We start from the raw sequence: 17766 nt of genomic DNA on the forward strand, positions 1-17766 counted from the left end.
TTTAAACCATATTAGTTATATAAGTTCATATAAAAGAAGCTTATAATTTATTCTTTAAAAAAGTAAGTTTTATCTTGTTTTAATTGTTATTATTGCTCAAAAAAATAAATGATAACAAAGAAATATTTAACTGATTTAATATACCAAGTTAATGGAGCAGCGATTGAAGTTCATAAAAATATTGGGCCAGGACTTTTAGAAAGTATCTATCATAAATGTATGGTTAAAGAATTGTCTTTGAGAGGTATTGATTTTCGATCAGAATTAATAATACCAATTGAATACAAAGGATTAGAATTAGAATCAGATTTAAGATGTGATTTATTCATTGACGATTGCTTGGTTTTAGAACTCAAATCAGTTGATAAAATCATACCAATTCATGTTGCAAAACTAATGTCTTATATGAAACTTTTGAAATCCCCAATTGGATTAATGATAAACTTCAATGTAACAAATATTTATCACGAAGGTCAAAAAACATATGTCAACGAATTATATCGCTGGCTGGAAGATTAAAAATGAAAATAAAAACATCTATATTTTAATATAAGCGTCTAGTTTTAAATGAACTTATATAACTTATATGGTGAGAAAAACAAAAACAAAAAAATGGAACAAGAAATAGACACAAACGAATTAGGAGAATCAATTGTAAAAGTTTTAAAAAGCATTTATGATCCTGAGATTCCTGTTGATATTTACGAATTAGGATTAATTTACGATGTAATGGTGAATACAGATTACGAAGTAAAAATCTTGATGACATTAACATCTCCAAACTGCCCGGTTGCCGAAAGTTTACCGAGAGAAGTGGAAGAAAAGGTAAAAACAATAGAACATATTAAAGATGTTGATGTTGAAATTACTTTTGATCCGCCTTGGAGTAAAGATTTAATGAGCGAAGAAGCAAAATTAGAATTAGGAATGCTTTAAAAAATGTTCCAAGTTTCAAGTTTCAGGGTTCACATTACGGAACCTGAAACTTGAAATCTGAAACTAACTTTTAATATGGAAGAAATTATCAATAAAGTCGCTAATAGCGCTTTGGAAGTTTTTGATCTTGAGGATTATTATCCAAAAGGACATCGTGTGCAAATCGATATTTCACAATGGCTTTTAGAAGGTTTTTTATTAAAAGAAAAAGACTTTAGAGAGCATTTAAAAAATCATGATTGGTCGCAATATCAGGATCAATACGTTGCTGTTCATTGCAGTACAGATGCTATTGTTCCGGCTTGGGCTTTAATTTTAGTAGCGGTACAATTGGCTCCTTATGCAAAAAAAGTAGTTAACGGAACTATCGAAGATCTTGACGGAAGTTTATACGAAGAAATTTTACCTACAATAGATTATTCGGCATACAAAAACAAACCTGTAATTGTAAAAGGCTGTTCCAGAAAACCTGTTCCTATGCGTGCTTATATTTTGGCAACTACATATTTGCAGCCATTTGCCAGAAGTATTATGTACGGAGAAGCATGTTCTGCGGTACCTTTATACAAAGAATCTAAGAAATAACTTTCTTTTCCGCTTAATAAATCCTTAACTTTTCTACGGTTTTTAGTATATTTGTTAATATACACTTAAACTAGATACGATGAGAAAGATAACGTTATTAGCCTTCATTTTATTAAACTTTACTTTTGCTCAGGCCCAAAATACTGAAAAGGAATTAATTCAAAATACCGAAAAAGCAGTAAAAAAAATAAATGATACAATTGAAGGCGAAGGTTGGAAAACCAAAGGAACTGTATCGCTTTTATTAAATCAATCAAGTTTCAATAACTGGATAGCCGGAGGAGAAGACAGCTTCTCAGGGACGCTTGGAATCAACTACGATTTCAACTACAAAAAAGATGATTTAACCTGGGACAACAAAATATTAGCTTCATACGGACTTCTGCAAACCAGAAATGCTGATTTCGAAAAAAACAGATGACCGCTTAGAAATAAATTCAATTGTTGGTAAAAAAGCCTTTGGTCAATGGTATTATTCTTATTTTCTGAATTTTAGAACGCAATTTACCACAGGATATATTTATGGTCAGGATGAAAATGGTAAAGAAATAAGAACCGAAAGCACCAAATTTATGTCTCCTGGTTATCTTACAACAGGTCCCGGTATTTACTGGACAAAAGATGCTAACTTAAAAATAAATTTTGCCCCGTTAACATCAAAATTAACCTTTGTAGACGGTGCTTACACATCTGGAATTGATCAGAAAACTGGTTTGCCCTATGTTGACGGAGATTATTTTGGAGTTGATGCCAATAAAACTATGCGTTACGAATTAGGTTTCTATTCTTCCCTTTATTATAAATTGGCTATAATGACCAACGTAACTGCCGAAAACACTTTAAACTTATATTCAAATTATCTTGAAGATCCACAAAATGTAGATATTGATTACTCATTAAATATTGTCATGAAAGTAAATAAATATTTATCGGCTAATTTATCATTCCAGGCCATTTATGATGATAATGCTTTTCAGGGTTTCCAAACCAGAGAAGTATTTGGCTTAGGAATTAATTTCGGATTTTAATGCTTGGAATATTTTACCGCAAAGAGCGCAAAGATTTTTATAGTAAAGTATCATAAATAAAAAGTTCGCAAAGCTAAATCAACATCTTGCTTTGCGAACTTTGCGGTTTATAAAAAATCTTTGCGGTAAAAAAATTTATTTATTCTTCATCTTGTTCTTGTTCTTCTTTTTCGATTGCATCTTTATAATCCGGATACAAGAACTTATTATAAGGGAATCTCGTAATATGAATCTGGCGAACAGCTTCGTAAACACGTTCTCTAAATTCCTCAAAATTCTCTTTATTGGTAGCCGAAATAAACAAGGCATTATCTTCACCTAAACGATGCATCCATGTTGCTTTCCATTCGTCAAGCGTGTAATGTCTTGGAGTTTTCTCCGTCATTAAATCATCCTCATCAATGGTCAAATGTTTGTAAGCATCAATTTTATTAAAAACCATAATAACAGGTTTTTCATGAGCTTTAATATCCTGCAAAGTCTGGTTTACAGATTCGATATGATCCTCAAAATCAGGATGTGAAATATCTACAATGTGCAACAACAAATCGGCTTCTCTAACCTCATCAAGTGTACTTTTAAAAGAATCAACCAATTGCGTTGGTAATTTTCTAATAAATCCAACCGTATCTGACAATAAGAATGGCAAGTTTTTAATCACCACTTTTCGAACTGTTGTATCAAGAGTTGCAAATAATTTATTCTCAACAAACACATCGCTTTTACCAATCGCATTCATCAAAGTCGATTTCCCAACATTGGTATAACCAACCAGGGCCACACGCACCATCGCACCGCGATTACTACGCTGGACCCCCATTTGTTTATCGATTGTTTTGATTTTTTCCTTCAACAACGAAATCCTGTCACGTACAATACGTCTATCCGTTTCAATCTCCGTTTCACCGGGACCACGCATACCAATACCTCCTTTTTGACGCTCAAGGTGTGTCCATAAACCGGAAAGTCTTGGTAATAAATAGATACATTGCGCCAACTCTACCTGTGTTCTTGCATAAGAGCTTTCGGCTCTTTGTGCAAAAATATCCAGGATCAAATTGGTTCTGTCTAAGATTTTACAATCAATAATTTTGGAAATATTCTTTTGTTGAGATGGCGATAATTCATCATCAAAAATTAGAGTCGATATGTCGTTTTCTTTTACAAAAAGATTGATTTCTTCAATTTTACCCGTACCCATAAAAGTCTTCGGATTCGGGCGTTCCATTTTTTGCGAAAAACGTTTAATAACTTCACCACCAGCGGTAAATGTCAAAAACTCTAATTCGTCAAGATATTCGTTTAGTTTTTCTTCACTTTGATTTTGAGTAACAATACCTACAATGGCTGTTCTTTCAAAATTTATAACTTCTTTTTCTAACATAGCTTTGAATAAGGTGCAAATTTAATGATTTGTAAGCTACTAACGCTTATAGAATTCTGTTTTTAAGTTCTATTTAAGAATTTGACTTTTTATAAAAAATAAAACCATTTAGAAATTAAGATTCATAAAGAGTTTATTCTAAATGAAACTTAACTTTTAAATGGTTAAAAGTCTATTTTAAAAGTCTGTTTATTCGTAAATAAAAGTCTTTTCTGTCTTTACAATTCCGTTCTCTTCAAGTTGAGAACAAGAGATTGGAAAATTTAATTTATTGTATTTGTATTTTTTGCTTACACCAACCAAAACTGTCGATGAAGGACTAAAATTTGTCTCATTATTGTATGAAATTGATTCAAAAGCAAATTCTTCTTCGTGATAAGAAATCATTGGAACAATTACTTTGTAATTATCGCCAAATAAATTCTGAACGATTAAGGCGTCTACAGATTTTTTGTCGTCAAAAGTAAAGGTTTTAGATATTTTATCTCCCACCAAACCTCTGTGTCTTACAACATTATCATTGGTGTAAGCATACTCGATTTTACCAATAATTGCTTTATTTCTATCACGGGAAGTACGTCTTACAATAATTCCGTTTTCAACAATATATTCAATGTCTTCAAGAATATTCTGGTGATTTGTGCTTTTTTAGTAATTACTTTTATTCTTGCTCCTTCATAAGTAAAAGTTACAGTCTTTGTAATATAATCACTGCCTTCCTGATATTTTTTTACAAATTTTATAATGTTATTATCAGCATTATAAGTGTAATTTACGACTTCTTTCCAATCGCTTCCTACTTTATCTTTTACTGTCATATCCAACAATCCTTTTGGATTATAAAAGAAATGCTGCACAACATCTGAAGTAGTAATTGTTTGAATTTTACCATCTTTAAACACGACTGTTTTGTTTACAATTTCACCGTCTTTAAAGTTTTGGTAATTTGTTTTTACAATGTTAATCTGTTTTAATTGAACAGGTTTGTCCTGATCCTGACTTTGCACTAAGCATGGAAAAACCATCATTATGATGGCAATAAAATAGGTTTTCATAGTATTTGTATCAATTTGGGATGACCAAAATACAAAATTCTATCAAATTTTAACAGTTTGTAGTTTAAAAACTATACTTTTTTACCAAATCAACTAGAAATCAGTCAATTAATTTCACTATTAAAAAACTTATTCTTCCTTTTCTCCAAAAATCTTAACATCATCCACCATAAAAGCACCATTAAGCGTTTTGTCTTTACCAGAACCAATGTATTTAAAAGCAATATTAATATTACCCGAATAAGCAGATAAATCAATTCCTCCTGAGCTCATAAATTCACGAGCCGGCGATGACAACGAAGGAAATCTGGCTTCTAATTTTGTCCATTTTGCTTTGCTAATACTTGATCCGTCAAAATTGGTTGACACATAAACTTCTAAAGAGTTCAAAGGTGAATCTACTTTTAAATCATGTTGAGCACTTCTAAAAGATAAGACTGCATTCTTATAACCTTTCATATTAATTTTAGGAGAAACAAGCCATGCAATATTTTCTGCAGCAGTTGTACTCGTAGTATTAAACTCGGCATATCCGTTGCCGGCATACAACATACTTTTCCACAACTTTGATGCTTTTTCTACAATATTGCTCCAACCTGCAAGAGCAAAATTGACATTGTTTTTTACAGTTTGAAAATCTTCTGAAAAGAACGGAACGCTTCTCTTTCCTGTCATTACAACATCAGTTGCGAATCTCGGCATTAACTGATAATCTGAACCAAATTTTGTCAATATACCACGAACTTTTCCACTTCCGTCGGGCACAATATTACTGGCGAAATTGGCATAACTGCTAGTTCTAAAGATAAGCTGATTTCCTGTTTTATCACTTAAATTCCAGTTAGTAGCACCGCCTACATTATTCGATTCCTCAAAATAATGTCTTCCAATTGCGGCTTCTGCAAACTGAACATCTTTTAACTCTATTAATGTATTTAATCTGCTCTCATTTATTGCTTCTTCTATCGAAATTTGCTGTACTAACTGATCTTCTTCAATAACGTTACAGGAAGCATTCAGAACATTTTTATAATCATTTTGCGAAATTCTTCCAATCGTTGGGTCGCCGGCGTTACTTACGTATAAATTTCCAATACGCAACGCACCATAATACGAATCTGTAAATTGATCTTTAAGTTTTATGTAAACTTTATTTCCAATGCGAAAATCTATGTAAGTGTTTGTTACATCAACGGGCGTACTAAATCCTGTTGCTGGTATTTTGTCTGTGGCTAATGTTTGAAAGGAAATTGTTTTAAAAAATTCCCGCCTTCATCACTTGATACAACGTAAGCCTCAATCACATCATCATAACTATATACTTTAGGAGTTGAACCAGAAATGTTTTTAACCTTTTCAACTGTTTGATTTATTGTTATATCCGGCTGTGTGCAACCTAATTTAGGGATTTCTACCTCACTGCTACAAGAACAAAAAATGAGGAAAAATGATGCGAAAAATGAATTTAAAAATCTGTTTTTCATAAAGAATCTGTTTTTTAAGTTTTATAAATTGATGGCAAGATTGACAAAATATGTTCTTCCATATCCATAATAATATTTAGGCCCAAACGATGGTGTTCCGCTTGAAATATCCTGATTAAGAGCTCTGAAATTGGCATTTCGGGCTTGTTCAAAACCTCCTGTTTTATAAGTGCAATCAAGAACATTATTCACACTAATAAAAAGTCCGATATTTTTGCCATAAATACGCCAGGATTTACCCCCTGATATATTGAGTAATGAAATGGGATCAAATTTTTCTTGTTTCAATAATTGTGATGCCCGCTCTTCTGTTGCTTCAGGAAAAACAAGTCCACTTATTGAGTTTTTATAAAACCTGGCTGTTCTGGCAATTGGCGAAACATCAATATAGCTTTCTGTTAAATAGTTAATATTCGCTGCAAGCCACCAAAATTTAGGATCACGATATTCCAATCCTAACGAGTACGCTTGTTGTGGCATGCCGGATTGTTTATAATTTTTAAGATATGCTTCTCCAAAATCAAAAGTTTGCCTGTCTCCTTTCGCTGCATTCGCATCATTTGTTATCGAAACATTCGGATTACTGACATAAGTATAATTGCCGTAACCTACAGATAAAGTCGTTTTTAATGTTGATAAAATTTGATATTCAAAACTCAGTTCCAATCCAATGTTCTTCTTATCAAGACCCGTCAATGTCTGACTCACAAAAGCGTCTGTATTATTATAGCTTGCTCCTCTGTCAAAAATCCCTTCGGCATAAAAAAGGAAGTTTTCGCTGTGTTTTCTATTAAAGTATAATACGCTGTAATTCTTGTTTTAAGTTTAGGTGAGCGAAAAACATAATTCCCTTCAACACTACTTATGTTTTCATTTTCAATACCTGCAACAATTGAATTATTTAAACGAGAATTTGAGAATGTATTTCTAATCGAAGGGGCTCTTGTAAGATGCATTCCATTAAAAAACAACCATTGTTTTCCCGAAATTTTATAAGTTAATCCGCCTTTGAAACCAAAATTCTCAAAATTCACTTTTTGACTTTTCCCAAGAGAAGTAGTAGGATAAATTCCGTTTTGGTACAATCCTTCTCTTTGATAATCTGAAACAGAATAAGATTGTGCCAAATAGAAATCAATTTTTTTATAGTTGAATTTAAACTGTGTAAAAGCTTCAATTGTTGTTGCCAGAAAATTATAATTATACCCATATGTATCACCTTCTTTTACCCGACGATTTGGATTCTGTAAATCTGATTGCGCTTCATTTCCAGTATAAAAAGCATCAATATCTTCAAAATATTGTCCTCCGAGTAAATCTAAAAGATATTGAAATTGATGTGATTTTAAATTCCGAAAGGTTATACCACCATCAAAAGCACTGTTTTCTGTAAGTTGAATATTCAGGTTTGTATTGGCTGCAAATGTTTTATCATCCGTTCGGTCTTCGTATAAAACATAATGACTTTGCCCGGATTCATAACCTGTAATTATTCCTTCGGGGTTTGTTATTGATTTCTGATTTGCTCGATACATTTCATCCCAATTGATTTGAGAATTCTGTAAAAATATAGTTCTGCTTTTTTCGGCATTTTCATAATCCGGAGTAAATTCTCCCGAAAACTCGCCATTATCTTTTGCATAAAGTGAAGTATAATAACTAGGTAATTTTCGATAATAAACCGGATCGGGACTATTTGTATTTTGATAATCAATTGTACTGTTTCCTACTTTTTCAAACTGGTACATTACAGCTGAATTCAAATTTGCTTTTTCATTTATTTTATAATAATGATTAAGCATCAACAATGGTTCTTCGATCTTTTTAACTCTTGCATTGCGTTTTTCTCCATTCTGAAAACCCCAATACGAATTGTATTTTTCGTTTGTCAATTGTGTAACTTCATCAGTATTAGCTGAGTTTTTTCCGCGTGAGCCTGGTGTATAAAATCCGGTGAAGTTTAGGGAGTGTTTATTGTTTAACTTCTTTTCGACACTTATAAAAAACGATTCTGCATCAAAATTAGTTCCGTCAAAATAACCGTCATTACCAATACGTTTTCCTGCAGAAATAGCAAAAGCCCAACCATGAGAATTCATTCCCGAGGCATAAGTACCAATGGCTCGCCAATTATAACTTGTATTGCTTCCTGAAAACGAAAGTCGGCCACCTTTTCTGTATAATGAAGCTCTTGTCGAAATTTGCTGCGTTCCTAATATTCCGCCAAAAGTATAATCTGATGAAGCTGCTCCTATTGAGAATTCCTGATTTCGAAGTACATCATTCAAACCTCCCCAATTACTCCATTGTGGCCGGCCATCATATAATTTATTCATGGTCATTCCGTTAAGCATCATAGTTCCGTTTTCGCTATCGAGACCGCGAATCCTGAATCGGGCCTGACCCCAACTGAAAGCAGAAGCCTGCATAAACGCATCTTTTGAAGATTGCAAAAGACCCGAAGTCATTTCAGAAGAGCTATTATCATCAGATAAATCACTTTCTAATAAGGTGATTAATGTTCCCGGAATTTCATCAGAAAAACTTTCTTCCATTTGCAATGTTCCCAGATTAACAATTCCCAGATTTGAGCTAATTTTTAACAGCAAATCTTTATAACCCTGACTACGTAATAAAAGCAATTGCTGTCCTTGCAGTGCCACATGTAATTCGAATTTTCCGTTTGGTTTTGTAAGTTCTGTAATAGAAGAATTTTGAATGCTTACAACAACATTCGATAATGGATTTTGCGTTTTAGCATCAAGTACTAATCCGGAAATAACTGTTTCCTGTTGTGCAAAAACCAGACTGAAAGGCAATAAAATAAAAAAGATCAAGTACTTTTTCCTCATGAAAAACCAATTTATTTGAATAAATATTTTTTGAACGAAAATGAATTTGGTGAAAGTCCATTTTCAATTCTTCATTCAAAGAATAAAATTGATTTTTGGGATAGAGTCTGAAAATTCAAATGTAAAACAAAAAACAATAAATAAGTTATTTCTTGTTAATTATTTTTTTATAAAAGCATTGTTCCCGAGATTTATTTTAATTTTTTCATGCAGATTTTGCAGATTTGAGCAGATTCAATATTAATTATCCGTGTAAATCTGCTTAAATCTTTTTTAAATCTACGTGAAACAAAAACTTTGCGTGATTAAAATATTACGTAGTCCTAATCTTAGAAACCATAAAGGCAATCAAAACCCCGAAAATCCCTATAAAAGCAAAGGAAAATTGCAGTCCGAAATTTTGGGCGATATGACCAATTACAGGTGGCCCCATAAGGAAACCAAGGAAACTTACACTAGAAACTATGGTCAAAGCTTCTCCCGGCGGAACGGTTGGGTTTTTTCCTGCCATACTATAAACAGTAGGGACAATTGTAGCAACGCCTAAACCCACTGCCATAAAAGCAATCGTACACGGAACAATATAAGGGAGAAAAACGGCTGTGAAAAGTCCGGCAGAAATCATGACACCGCTAATTTGCATGACGCGTTCGCGACCAAATTTATTGATTAATCCGTCGCCTAAAAATCTTCCACTTGCCATTGTAATCATAAATGAGGTATATCCTAAAACTACCAAAGGTCCCGGTGCCTGTACAATATCTTTAAAATAAACACCGCTCCAGTCGAACATTACACCTTCGCTGGCCATGCTGCAAAAACCTATTACACCAAGCCAAAGCAAGGCGCTATCCGGCTTCGTAAATCGTTTTTTAGATTCTGTTTTATTTTTGATTTTTTCTTTGGCTCTAACCAAAAATTTAAAATTAAAAGCGACCATAAGTAATACTACAACGCCTACAATCATAAAATGATATAATGGTGTAAGATTTAGAGCTAACATGCCTAAACCAACCAAAGCACCTGTGAATCCGGCGAAACTCCACATGCCATGAAATGCCGACATGATTGTTTTTTTGAAAAGTACTTCGGTATAAACACCTTGTGTATTTACAGCAATATTGGCTAAGTTTCCAAAGATTCCGAATAGAAATAAACCTAATGATAATTGCAATGCCGTTGTTGCCAATCCTAAATTAACCAGACATAAAACGTACATAATTAAGGAGAAAACCAAAATGCGATGACTGCCGAATTTCGTGACCATTTTTCCTGAAAAAGGCATAATAATTAACTGCCCCACCGGAAGCGCAAAAAGTATAGATCCTAAATCACCTTCGGTTAAATGCAAGGCGGTTTTGATGTCCGGAATTCGGCTAGCCCAGGTTGCAAAACTCAATCCCATTCCAAAATAAAACATTCCGACAGCAAATCGAATTCGTTTTAAATAAGAGGCTTTTGCTTCTCTAAATACTTTCTTGATTTTCCCTTTGGTCTGGAAAAGTGATAACGGATTAAAATCTATCAAAGCTTGCGGTTTTTGGGTTTGGTAGTATAAAAATAATAAAAACCTTCTTTATAGACTATTTATCTCCCGTTGTTCGTCTATTTATAACGTTATTGTTTATAAATTGTGAGCTTTTTGCCCACGGATTTTACAGATTAAACGGATTGTCGCTGATTTTTAATCTTTTCAATCCGATTAATCTGTGGCAAAAAACTAGTCATATAATGACAATATTATTTGTAGAGGTATACAGCAGTGCGTCATTTTTTTTATTGATAATAAAATTTTCAAAAGAAAAATCAGCGACAATCCGTTTAATCGGCCAAATCCGTGGGCAAATTAATCACTTTTCGCTCTGCATTACTTGCGATTACGGCTTCGATGATCTGCATTACTTTTACACCGTCTTGTGCAGTAACAGGCTCTGTTTTATTGTTTGCAATTGAATCGTAAACACCATCAAAAAACGAAAAATAATTCCCCTGAAGTGTAGGTATTCTTTCGCGAACTAATTCTCCGTTAATTTCTGTATGCAAAATTCCCTGAAAGATTTCCGGTTCTGTTCCCCAGTCTTTTAAATTCGGTTTTTTGCCCAGTTTCAATTCATCTTCCTGAACATCGCCGCGAGGTTTTAAGAACGAGCCTTTTTTACCATGAATTGTATAGGCAGGATTGGCTTCTCTAACAAAAAAACTGGCTTTTAAACGGACTCTGAAATCTTCATAAATTAACAATAAATCGATCCAGTCATCGACCAAAGAATTTTCTCTGGTGAAACGAATATCTCCAAAAACTGACTTTGGAGAACCAAACAAACAAACCGCCTGATCGATTAAATGCGGACCTAAATCTTTCAGGATTCCCGCGCCGTCGTTTACGGTTTCTTTATGTGCTTTAGCACTTAATAACGGATTATATCTGTCAAAATGAAATTCGGCTTCGACTAAATCACCCAAAACGCCATCATTAATTACTTTCTGAATAGTTTTAAAATCACTGTCCCATCTTCTGTTTTGGAAAACGGCTAATTTTAATCCTTTTTCTTTGGCAATTTTGGCTAGTTCTTCGGCTTCAGACACAGTTGTAGTAAAGGCTTTTTCGACAACGGCATGTTTTCCGGCCAAAAGCACTTTTTTTGCATATTCATAATGTGTTCCTACGGGAGTATTTACGATGACCAAATCGACATCATCTGCCAGCAAATCATCGATTGTTGGATAGCTTTTTACGGCTGGATAATCTTCCTGAATGAGTTTTTTACTTCTTTCCCAAGAACCTAATAATTCAAATCCTTCATGAATATCTAAAAACGGAGCATGAAAAACTTTCCCCGACATTCCGTATGATAATAGTGCTGTTTTAATTTTTTGCATGATATAATTTTTATCAAAATAAGTTTAATTTTTTCTACCATTAAGATATTAAGTTTCATTAAGCTTTGAATTTAATTTTCTTAATCTCTGAATGGTCCAAATTAAAAAACATTTATGTTTGGTTAAACTTTAGCGCGTGCGTATTGTTTTGGCCAAAGGATATCTTCGTTTAGTTCTTTGGCGAAATGCAAAGGCAAATTCGGATCTCTTAGCGATTCTCTGGCGAATAGAACTAAATCGGCCTGATTGTTCTGTAAAATTTCTTCGGCTTGATTTGCTTCTGTAATTAAACCAACTGATCCTGTTAATATTGTCGCTTCATTTTTAATTTTTTCTGCAAATTCAACCTGATAACCTGGCTTTAACTGAATTTGCTGATGCGAAACCAATCCGCCTGAAGAAACATCAATTAAATCAACTCCTTTTTCTTTTAATATTTTCGAAAGTTTTACAGATTCTTCAGGATTCCATCCGCCTTCTGCCCAGTCTGTGGCTGAAATTCGAATAAACAAAGGCAAATCTGATGGCCATTCTGATTGAACTGCTTCCAGGATTTCTAAAGTAAAACGAATTCGGTTTTCGAAACTTCCACCATATTCATCTGTTCTGGTATTCGTTAAAGGCGATAAAAACTGGTGCAATAAATAGCCGTGTGCACCATGAATTTCCATAACCTGATATCCGGCTTCGACTGCTCTTTTTGTTGCTGCTTTAAAATCTGACGCTACTTTTTGAATACCAACTTTATCTAAAGCTTCCGGTTGAAAAGGTTCATCTTCATGATACGCGATTGCGCTTGGCGCAACAGTTTGCCATCCGCCATGAACGAAATCTAACTTTTTATTGCCCATCCACGGAGCCGAAACACTTGCTTTTCGACCTGCATGTGCCAACTGAATTCCGGGAATTGCATTTTGAGAAACAATAAATTCGTTGATTGTTTTTAGTTTCTCAATGTGTTCGTCTTTCCAGATTCCTAAGTCTGAAGGAGAAATTCGGGCTTCGGGGAAACCGCTGTGGCTTCCTGAATAATCAAGCCAACTCCGCCGCTGGCACGGCTTCCTAAATGAACCAAATGCCAATCGTTTGCAAATCCGTCAACTGAGGAATATTGACACATGGGCGAAATAACGATCCTGTTTTTTAAAGTGATTTTTTTTATAGTAAGCGGAGAAAACAATTTTGAAGCCATAGTTGTAACTTTTAATGAATTTGGGCTACCTATTAGGTACGATAGTGTTTAAAAAAGTAAAGTTAAAGCTTCTTCATAAAACAAGAAATCTAAATGTTTATTAATTAACAAACATTTAAAACCTTATGTATTATCTTGCACTATCAAATTAAAATAGAAACGTTACTTTTGTGCGTTAAATTACGAACTAAAAATACAAAATGGATATAGTTATCAAACTCTCTCAATTTCTATTGAGTTTATCTTTACTTATTATTCTTCACGAATTAGGACATTTTATTCCTGCAAAATTATTTAAAACAAGGGTTGAAAAATTTTACTTATTTTTTGATGTTAAATATTCGCTTTTAAAAAAGAAAATTGGCGAAACTGAATACGGAATTGGATGGCTGCCGCTTGGTGGTTATGTGAAAATCTCGGGAATGATCGACGAAAGTATGGACAAGGAACAAATGGCTTTACCACCTCAGCCGTGGGAATTTCGTTCTAAACCGGCATGGCAGCGTTTGATTATTATGTTGGGAGGAGTTACGGTAAACTTTATCCTTGCTTTTATTATTTATATCGGAATGGCATTTGCTTACGGCGATACATATGTAGCCAATTCTGATTTGAAAGATGGTGTTTACATCGAAAATCCTGCTATGATTAAAGCTGGTTTTAGAACCGGCGATAAAATTATTTCTATTGATGGAAAAAAAGTAGAGAATTTTGACAACGATATGAACATGAATGTAATCATGTCGAAACACGTTTTGATTGAAAGAAACGGACAACAACAAACAATCAATATTCCGAATGATTTTGTAGATCAATTATCTAAACACGAAAAAGGATTGCTTGTAGGTATCAGAATGCCGTTTGTTGTGGGTAAAGTTGCTGAAGATTCTAAAAATGCTGCTTTGAAACCAAAAGATTTAATTGTGAGTCTGAATGGGCAAAAAATAAAATATTTTGATGAGGCAAAGGTTATTTTAGAGGCTAATAAAGGTAAATCTATTCCTGCGGTTGTATTACGCGACCTAAAAGAGACTCCAATTACTGTAAACGTTTCTAAAGACGCAAAATTAGGTGTTGTTGTTGGAGGTTTGGATATTAAATCTCTGGAGAAATTAGGCTACTATAAAATAAGCACAAAAGAATATAGCTTTTTCGAATCTATTCCGGTTGGACTTACAAAAGGGAAAGACCAATTAGTAGGTTACGGAAAACAATTGAAAATGATTTTTAATCCAGAAACAAAAGCATACAAACAAGTAGGTGGTTTTGCGGCGATTTTTAACATTTTCCCGACTTCTTGGAGCTGGGAAACGTTCTGGTCGATCACGGCTTTATTGTCGATTATGCTTGGAGTTATGAATTTATTGCCAATTCCGGCGCTTGATGGCGGACATGTGATGTTTTTATTATACGAAATAATTAGTGGCCGTAAACCGAGCGATAAATTCCTTGAAAACGCCCAAATGGTTGGTTTCGTATTACTTATCACACTGCTTTTGTTTGCTAACGGAAACGATATTTACAAGGCAATTGTAGGCAAGTAAAAATATTTGATAAAAAGTGTGAAAATATTTTTGGGAAATTAAAAATTCGACTATATTTGCACTCGCTAAAAAGAGCAACAACTTCCTCCTTAGCTCAGTTGGTTAGAGCATCTGACTGTTAATCAGAGGGTCCTTGGTTCGAGCCCAAGAGGGGGAGCAACTTTTTTAGCAAACATATTTACCTTTAAGGTGATTCCTCCTTAGCTCAGTTGGTTAGAGCATCTGACTGTTAATCAGAGGGTCCTTGGTTCGAGCCCAAGAGGGGGAGCTTATTAAATACCACTTATTTTTTGTAAGTGGTATTTTTTTTGATATATACCCATAGGATCTTGTTAATCAGAGCCCCGATAGCTATCGGGACAAGAGGGGGAGCTTAAAAAAAGACTATCAATCGATAGTCTTTTTTTGTTTATATGTGTCTAGTCCCTGAAAAGACCATATTATCTGAACAAGGAAAAAATTTAACCGCACAATTCAAAAAGTCTTTTTATTATTAGGTTTTATAAAAAAGCAATCCCGAAGCTTCGGGACGCAAAGCTTTGTATTGATTTAGCTTTGTGAACTTTGTGTTTTGTGAACACACTACAAGATAAAAAATCTTTGTGCACTCTGCGGTAAAAAAGCCAAACGCTCAACAGTTTGAAATATTCAAGCTTAGTTTTTAACCAGTTTAGTGCCCTTCAATTCATTACTACTCATGTTTACACTTTCAAACATACGCATCATTTCATCAGCTTTATCCTTTTGGTTAATTGCTTTTAATGCCTGTGCGTATCTATAATAGTAAATTGACTCTAAATCAGAAGTCATATTAAACAGTTCTTCATAGTATTTAGCCGCCATAACCAAATCACCATTAAAATAAGCCTTGTCCGCAACTTTTGTAAGCATCATTATAGATTTATACCCCTTGTCCAAAACTTTTGCATAGGTGTCAATTATATCTATACTTATATACTTTGGTGCCTCAGTAGGAGCAATTACTTCTACTTTGATCGGTTCGATTTTTATAGCGCTGGTATCAACAATACTTTTTGACTGTAATGCTAATGCTGTATTGACTTTTTTTACTTTGGCTTTTCTGTATATCGGAGTTACTGTCCTGGTATTATTTGGTCCCAGATCGTTTGTGTAGACCATATCTAATTTTGAAACTTCGTATTTTGTAATTCTTTTTCCGAAAGTCATATTAATAACTTCTTCTACATAATACCCCACTATAACGAGATCTTCTTTAGGTGCCGTTTCAGCTTTTGAAGCTGCATTTCCGTTTGTGGAAGTGATTGCAATATCATTCGTTGTTTGTCCGTAAATATGAAAAGAAAGAACAGACATAGTTGCTATAAAATATCGTACATAAGCTTTCATAATAGATTAAATAAGATTATTGTCAGTGAAAACATTATATAAATATACTGATTTTGAATAACTTATGATTTATGTTTGCCTTAAATTGCCTGAAAAACCGTTTAAGTGTAACTTTCTCCCAGTTAAAAGCTTTGCAATTGTTTTTATAATAGATACAATTGCCATCTGTACGAAAAATTGTATTTTTGTTTCATATACTGTAATTTAGCATAAGACTTATAAAAACACTAAAAATGTATCTTACAGCACAAAACGTGTAATGTACTATAACCCTAATTTCTCAAGAATTTTAAATATCTTTGAATTATGAGCACACTAACAAAACCAAATCATATAGGGCGAAAAATTAGCCGTATTCGTGAACTTCGAGATATGAAACAAGAAGCATTAGCGCAAGCTTTAGGAACTAACCAACAAGCTATTTCGGCTATTGAAAACAGTGAAACAATCGATGAAGAAAAACTGAAAGCAATTGCTGAAGTTTTAGGTGTTTCTGTTGAAGGAATTAAAAATTTCTCTGAAGAAGCGGTTTTAAATATTATTGGGAATACAATTAATAATCACGATAATGCTTCTTCATTTAATTATGGTTGTACTTTCAATCCGCTTGATAAAGTTGTGGAACTTTATGAGCGTTTGGTTTTGGCTGAAAAAGAGAAAGTTGAATATTTGGAGAAGTTGTTGAAAGGGAAATAGATTTTACAGAAACAACAATAACAATAAAAAAGAGAAGACTCTTCGAGGTCTTCTCTTTTTTGCTTTAAATTACATAAGGATTGTTTTTCGTAATTTTTTTTCAGACATTTAAAGCACATATATAATAAGTGATTATGTTAATTTATATAAAAAACACATTGAAATAATTAAAAATTGTTCTTAAATTTATTATATATACGAAATAAAAAACAACATTTAATTTTAAAAAACACGTAATTATACCTATTATTATGTGATTTAAAATGCTTTTTTTGCTTCTTATAAGAATAAATTAAGAGCTGTGGATTAAAATCATGCTTTAAAATCAAAAAAAGAATGATTCTACTGCAAAAAAACAAGTTATCAACATTTGTTATTAACAAAAGTTAATATATTTGCTTGGTAATATTAAATTTATTATATATACAGAGTTAATCGATTCATTAACTAAAACACTATCCTATGTATTTAGCCCAATTAAGTACTTTTCAGACCCAAGCACCATTTTATATCAATACTTTAGAGAACATCATCGCGGGTGATATAGATGGCGAAAATAAAAACAGTATAGATTCTGCTATATTTGAAGCAGTTCAAGTCGCAAAGGGAGATAAAAATGTTTTTAGCATTAACAATGATCATTACTTTTTTATTACCACACTTCTTGCAAAATATAGCGAAAATTTAATCAAAATTGAAAATCAAAACTTTCAAAATAATATATATAAAGAAATATTAATTATTTTGAAATAGGTTTTCATG

At 33.2% G+C, this 17766-nt stretch carries 15 protein-coding genes, 2 tRNA genes and 3 pseudogenes; 9 read left to right on the forward strand and 11 right to left on the reverse strand.

What is annotated here, in order from left to right; translation table 11 throughout:
- Window positions 1–108: 108 nt before the first annotated feature.
- The 4 genes and pseudogenes from ACZZZT_RS01680 (at window position 109) to ACZZZT_RS01695 (ending at window position 2549) form a co-directional block, all read left to right on the forward strand.
- On the forward strand, window positions 109–519 hold the full coding sequence (locus ACZZZT_RS01680) for a GxxExxY protein (RefSeq protein WP_463459222.1): 411 nt from the start codon (window positions 109–111) through the stop codon (window positions 517–519).
- 93 nt (window positions 520–612) lie between these two features.
- Window positions 613–936: an SUF system Fe-S cluster assembly protein gene (locus ACZZZT_RS01685; RefSeq protein ID WP_042564763.1), complete on the forward strand. Its 324-nt coding sequence runs from the start codon at window positions 613–615 to the stop codon at window positions 934–936.
- 75 nt (window positions 937–1011) lie between these two features.
- Window positions 1012–1521, forward strand: a complete 510-nt coding sequence (locus ACZZZT_RS01690) for a DUF2480 family protein (RefSeq protein ID WP_318801588.1) — start codon at window positions 1012–1014, stop codon at window positions 1519–1521.
- A gap of 79 nt (window positions 1522–1600) precedes the next feature.
- A pseudogene (locus tag ACZZZT_RS01695) lies at window positions 1601–2549 on the forward strand (DUF3078 domain-containing protein).
- Window positions 2550–2688: 139 nt separating this feature from the next.
- On the opposite strand, the gene hflX reads toward ACZZZT_RS01695, so the two are convergent.
- From hflX to ACZZZT_RS01745, 10 genes and pseudogenes are all read right to left on the reverse strand, one after another.
- Window positions 2689–3933 (reverse strand): GTPase HflX, encoded by a 1245-nt coding sequence (hflX, locus tag ACZZZT_RS01700; RefSeq protein WP_073394555.1) that lies wholly within the window; start codon window positions 3931–3933, stop codon window positions 2689–2691.
- Window positions 3934–4122: 189 nt separating this feature from the next.
- Complete coding sequence (locus ACZZZT_RS01705; RefSeq protein WP_463459223.1) at window positions 4123–4425, reverse strand: hypothetical protein; 303 nt, start codon at window positions 4423–4425, stop codon at window positions 4123–4125.
- An 89-nt stretch (window positions 4426–4514) separates the two neighbouring features.
- A complete protein-coding gene (locus tag ACZZZT_RS01710) occupies window positions 4515–4988 on the reverse strand; it encodes a hypothetical protein (protein WP_463459224.1) in 474 nt (157 codons plus the stop codon).
- A 129-nt stretch (window positions 4989–5117) separates the two neighbouring features.
- The gene (locus ACZZZT_RS01715) at window positions 5118–5690 is read right to left on the reverse strand and encodes a choice-of-anchor J domain-containing protein (RefSeq protein WP_463462365.1); all 573 of its coding nucleotides are present in this window, start codon (window positions 5688–5690) and stop codon (window positions 5118–5120) included.
- Between the two features lie 36 nt (window positions 5691–5726).
- Window positions 5727–6472: pseudogene (locus tag ACZZZT_RS01720) on the reverse strand (DUF5689 domain-containing protein); the annotation flags it as partial.
- A gap of 21 nt (window positions 6473–6493) precedes the next feature.
- Window positions 6494–7180 carry a hypothetical protein gene (locus ACZZZT_RS01725; RefSeq protein ID WP_463459225.1) on the reverse strand — a complete coding sequence of 229 codons (687 nt, stop codon included), beginning with the start codon at window positions 7178–7180 and terminating at the stop codon, window positions 6494–6496.
- Window positions 7177–9324, reverse strand: coding sequence for a TonB-dependent receptor (locus ACZZZT_RS01730; RefSeq protein WP_463459226.1), 2148 nt, complete (start codon window positions 9322–9324; stop codon window positions 7177–7179). The genes ACZZZT_RS01725 and ACZZZT_RS01730 overlap by 4 nt, the downstream gene beginning before the upstream one ends.
- A 313-nt stretch (window positions 9325–9637) precedes the next feature.
- A complete protein-coding gene (locus ACZZZT_RS01735) occupies window positions 9638–10852 on the reverse strand; it encodes an MFS transporter (RefSeq protein ID WP_463459227.1) in 1215 nt (404 codons plus the stop codon).
- 293 nt (window positions 10853–11145) lie between these two features.
- Window positions 11146–12204, reverse strand: coding sequence for a Gfo/Idh/MocA family oxidoreductase (locus ACZZZT_RS01740; protein WP_463459228.1), 1059 nt, complete (start codon window positions 12202–12204; stop codon window positions 11146–11148).
- A gap of 122 nt (window positions 12205–12326) precedes the next feature.
- Window positions 12327–13396 (reverse strand): annotated as a pseudogene (locus ACZZZT_RS01745) (NADH:flavin oxidoreductase/NADH oxidase).
- Between the two features lie 200 nt (window positions 13397–13596).
- Here ACZZZT_RS01745 and rseP point away from each other — a divergent pair.
- From rseP to ACZZZT_RS01760, 3 genes are all read left to right on the forward strand, one after another.
- Window positions 13597–14940, forward strand: coding sequence for an RIP metalloprotease RseP (gene rseP, locus ACZZZT_RS01750; protein ID WP_302094196.1), 1344 nt, complete (start codon window positions 13597–13599; stop codon window positions 14938–14940).
- Window positions 14941–15023: 83 nt separating this feature from the next.
- A tRNA-Asn gene (locus tag ACZZZT_RS01755) sits at window positions 15024–15097 on the forward strand.
- A gap of 37 nt (window positions 15098–15134) precedes the next feature.
- Window positions 15135–15208, forward strand: a tRNA-Asn gene (locus tag ACZZZT_RS01760).
- Window positions 15209–15594: 386 nt separating this feature from the next.
- Here ACZZZT_RS01760 and ACZZZT_RS01765 read toward each other — a convergent pair.
- A complete protein-coding gene (locus tag ACZZZT_RS01765) occupies window positions 15595–16308 on the reverse strand; it encodes a hypothetical protein (protein ID WP_463459229.1) in 714 nt (237 codons plus the stop codon).
- 306 nt (window positions 16309–16614) lie between these two features.
- Here ACZZZT_RS01765 and ACZZZT_RS01770 point away from each other — a divergent pair, with 306 nt between their 5' ends.
- Together ACZZZT_RS01770 and ACZZZT_RS01775 are read left to right on the forward strand one after the other, a co-directional pair.
- Window positions 16615–17004 carry a helix-turn-helix domain-containing protein gene (locus ACZZZT_RS01770; protein ID WP_042564789.1) on the forward strand — a complete coding sequence of 130 codons (390 nt, stop codon included), beginning with the start codon at window positions 16615–16617 and terminating at the stop codon, window positions 17002–17004.
- A 462-nt stretch (window positions 17005–17466) separates the two neighbouring features.
- Window positions 17467–17757, forward strand: coding sequence for a hypothetical protein (locus ACZZZT_RS01775; RefSeq protein WP_456313831.1), 291 nt, complete (start codon window positions 17467–17469; stop codon window positions 17755–17757).
- The last annotated feature ends 9 nt before the right edge of the window (window positions 17758–17766 follow it).

The organism is Flavobacterium sp. AC274 (assembly GCF_979258275.1).

What these genes read in the sequence shown, in the direction of transcription:
- ACZZZT_RS01680 (WP_463459222.1), top strand. Translation starts at nt 109, where the DNA reads ATGATAACAAAGAAATATTTAACTGATTTAATATACCAAGTTAATGGA.
- ACZZZT_RS01685 (WP_042564763.1), top strand. Translation starts at nt 613, where the DNA reads ATGGAACAAGAAATAGACACAAACGAATTAGGAGAATCAATTGTAAAA.
- ACZZZT_RS01690 (WP_318801588.1), top strand. Translation starts at nt 1,012, where the DNA reads ATGGAAGAAATTATCAATAAAGTCGCTAATAGCGCTTTGGAAGTTTTT.
- hflX (WP_073394555.1), bottom strand. Translation starts at nt 3,933, where the DNA reads ATGTTAGAAAAAGAAGTTATAAATTTTGAAAGAACAGCCATTGTAGGT.
- ACZZZT_RS01710 (WP_463459224.1), bottom strand. Translation starts at nt 4,988, where the DNA reads ATGAAAACCTATTTTATTGCCATCATAATGATGGTTTTTCCATGCTTA.
- ACZZZT_RS01715 (WP_463462365.1), bottom strand. Translation starts at nt 5,690, where the DNA reads ATGCCGAGATTCGCAACTGATGTTGTAATGACAGGAAAGAGAAGCGTT.
- ACZZZT_RS01730 (WP_463459226.1), bottom strand. Translation starts at nt 9,324, where the DNA reads ATGAGGAAAAAGTACTTGATCTTTTTTATTTTATTGCCTTTCAGTCTG.
- ACZZZT_RS01740 (WP_463459228.1), bottom strand. Translation starts at nt 12,204, where the DNA reads ATGCAAAAAATTAAAACAGCACTATTATCATACGGAATGTCGGGGAAA.
- rseP (WP_302094196.1), top strand. Translation starts at nt 13,597, where the DNA reads ATGGATATAGTTATCAAACTCTCTCAATTTCTATTGAGTTTATCTTTA.
- ACZZZT_RS01765 (WP_463459229.1), bottom strand. Translation starts at nt 16,308, where the DNA reads ATGAAAGCTTATGTACGATATTTTATAGCAACTATGTCTGTTCTTTCT.
- ACZZZT_RS01770 (WP_042564789.1), top strand. Translation starts at nt 16,615, where the DNA reads ATGAGCACACTAACAAAACCAAATCATATAGGGCGAAAAATTAGCCGT.
- ACZZZT_RS01775 (WP_456313831.1), top strand. Translation starts at nt 17,467, where the DNA reads ATGTATTTAGCCCAATTAAGTACTTTTCAGACCCAAGCACCATTTTAT.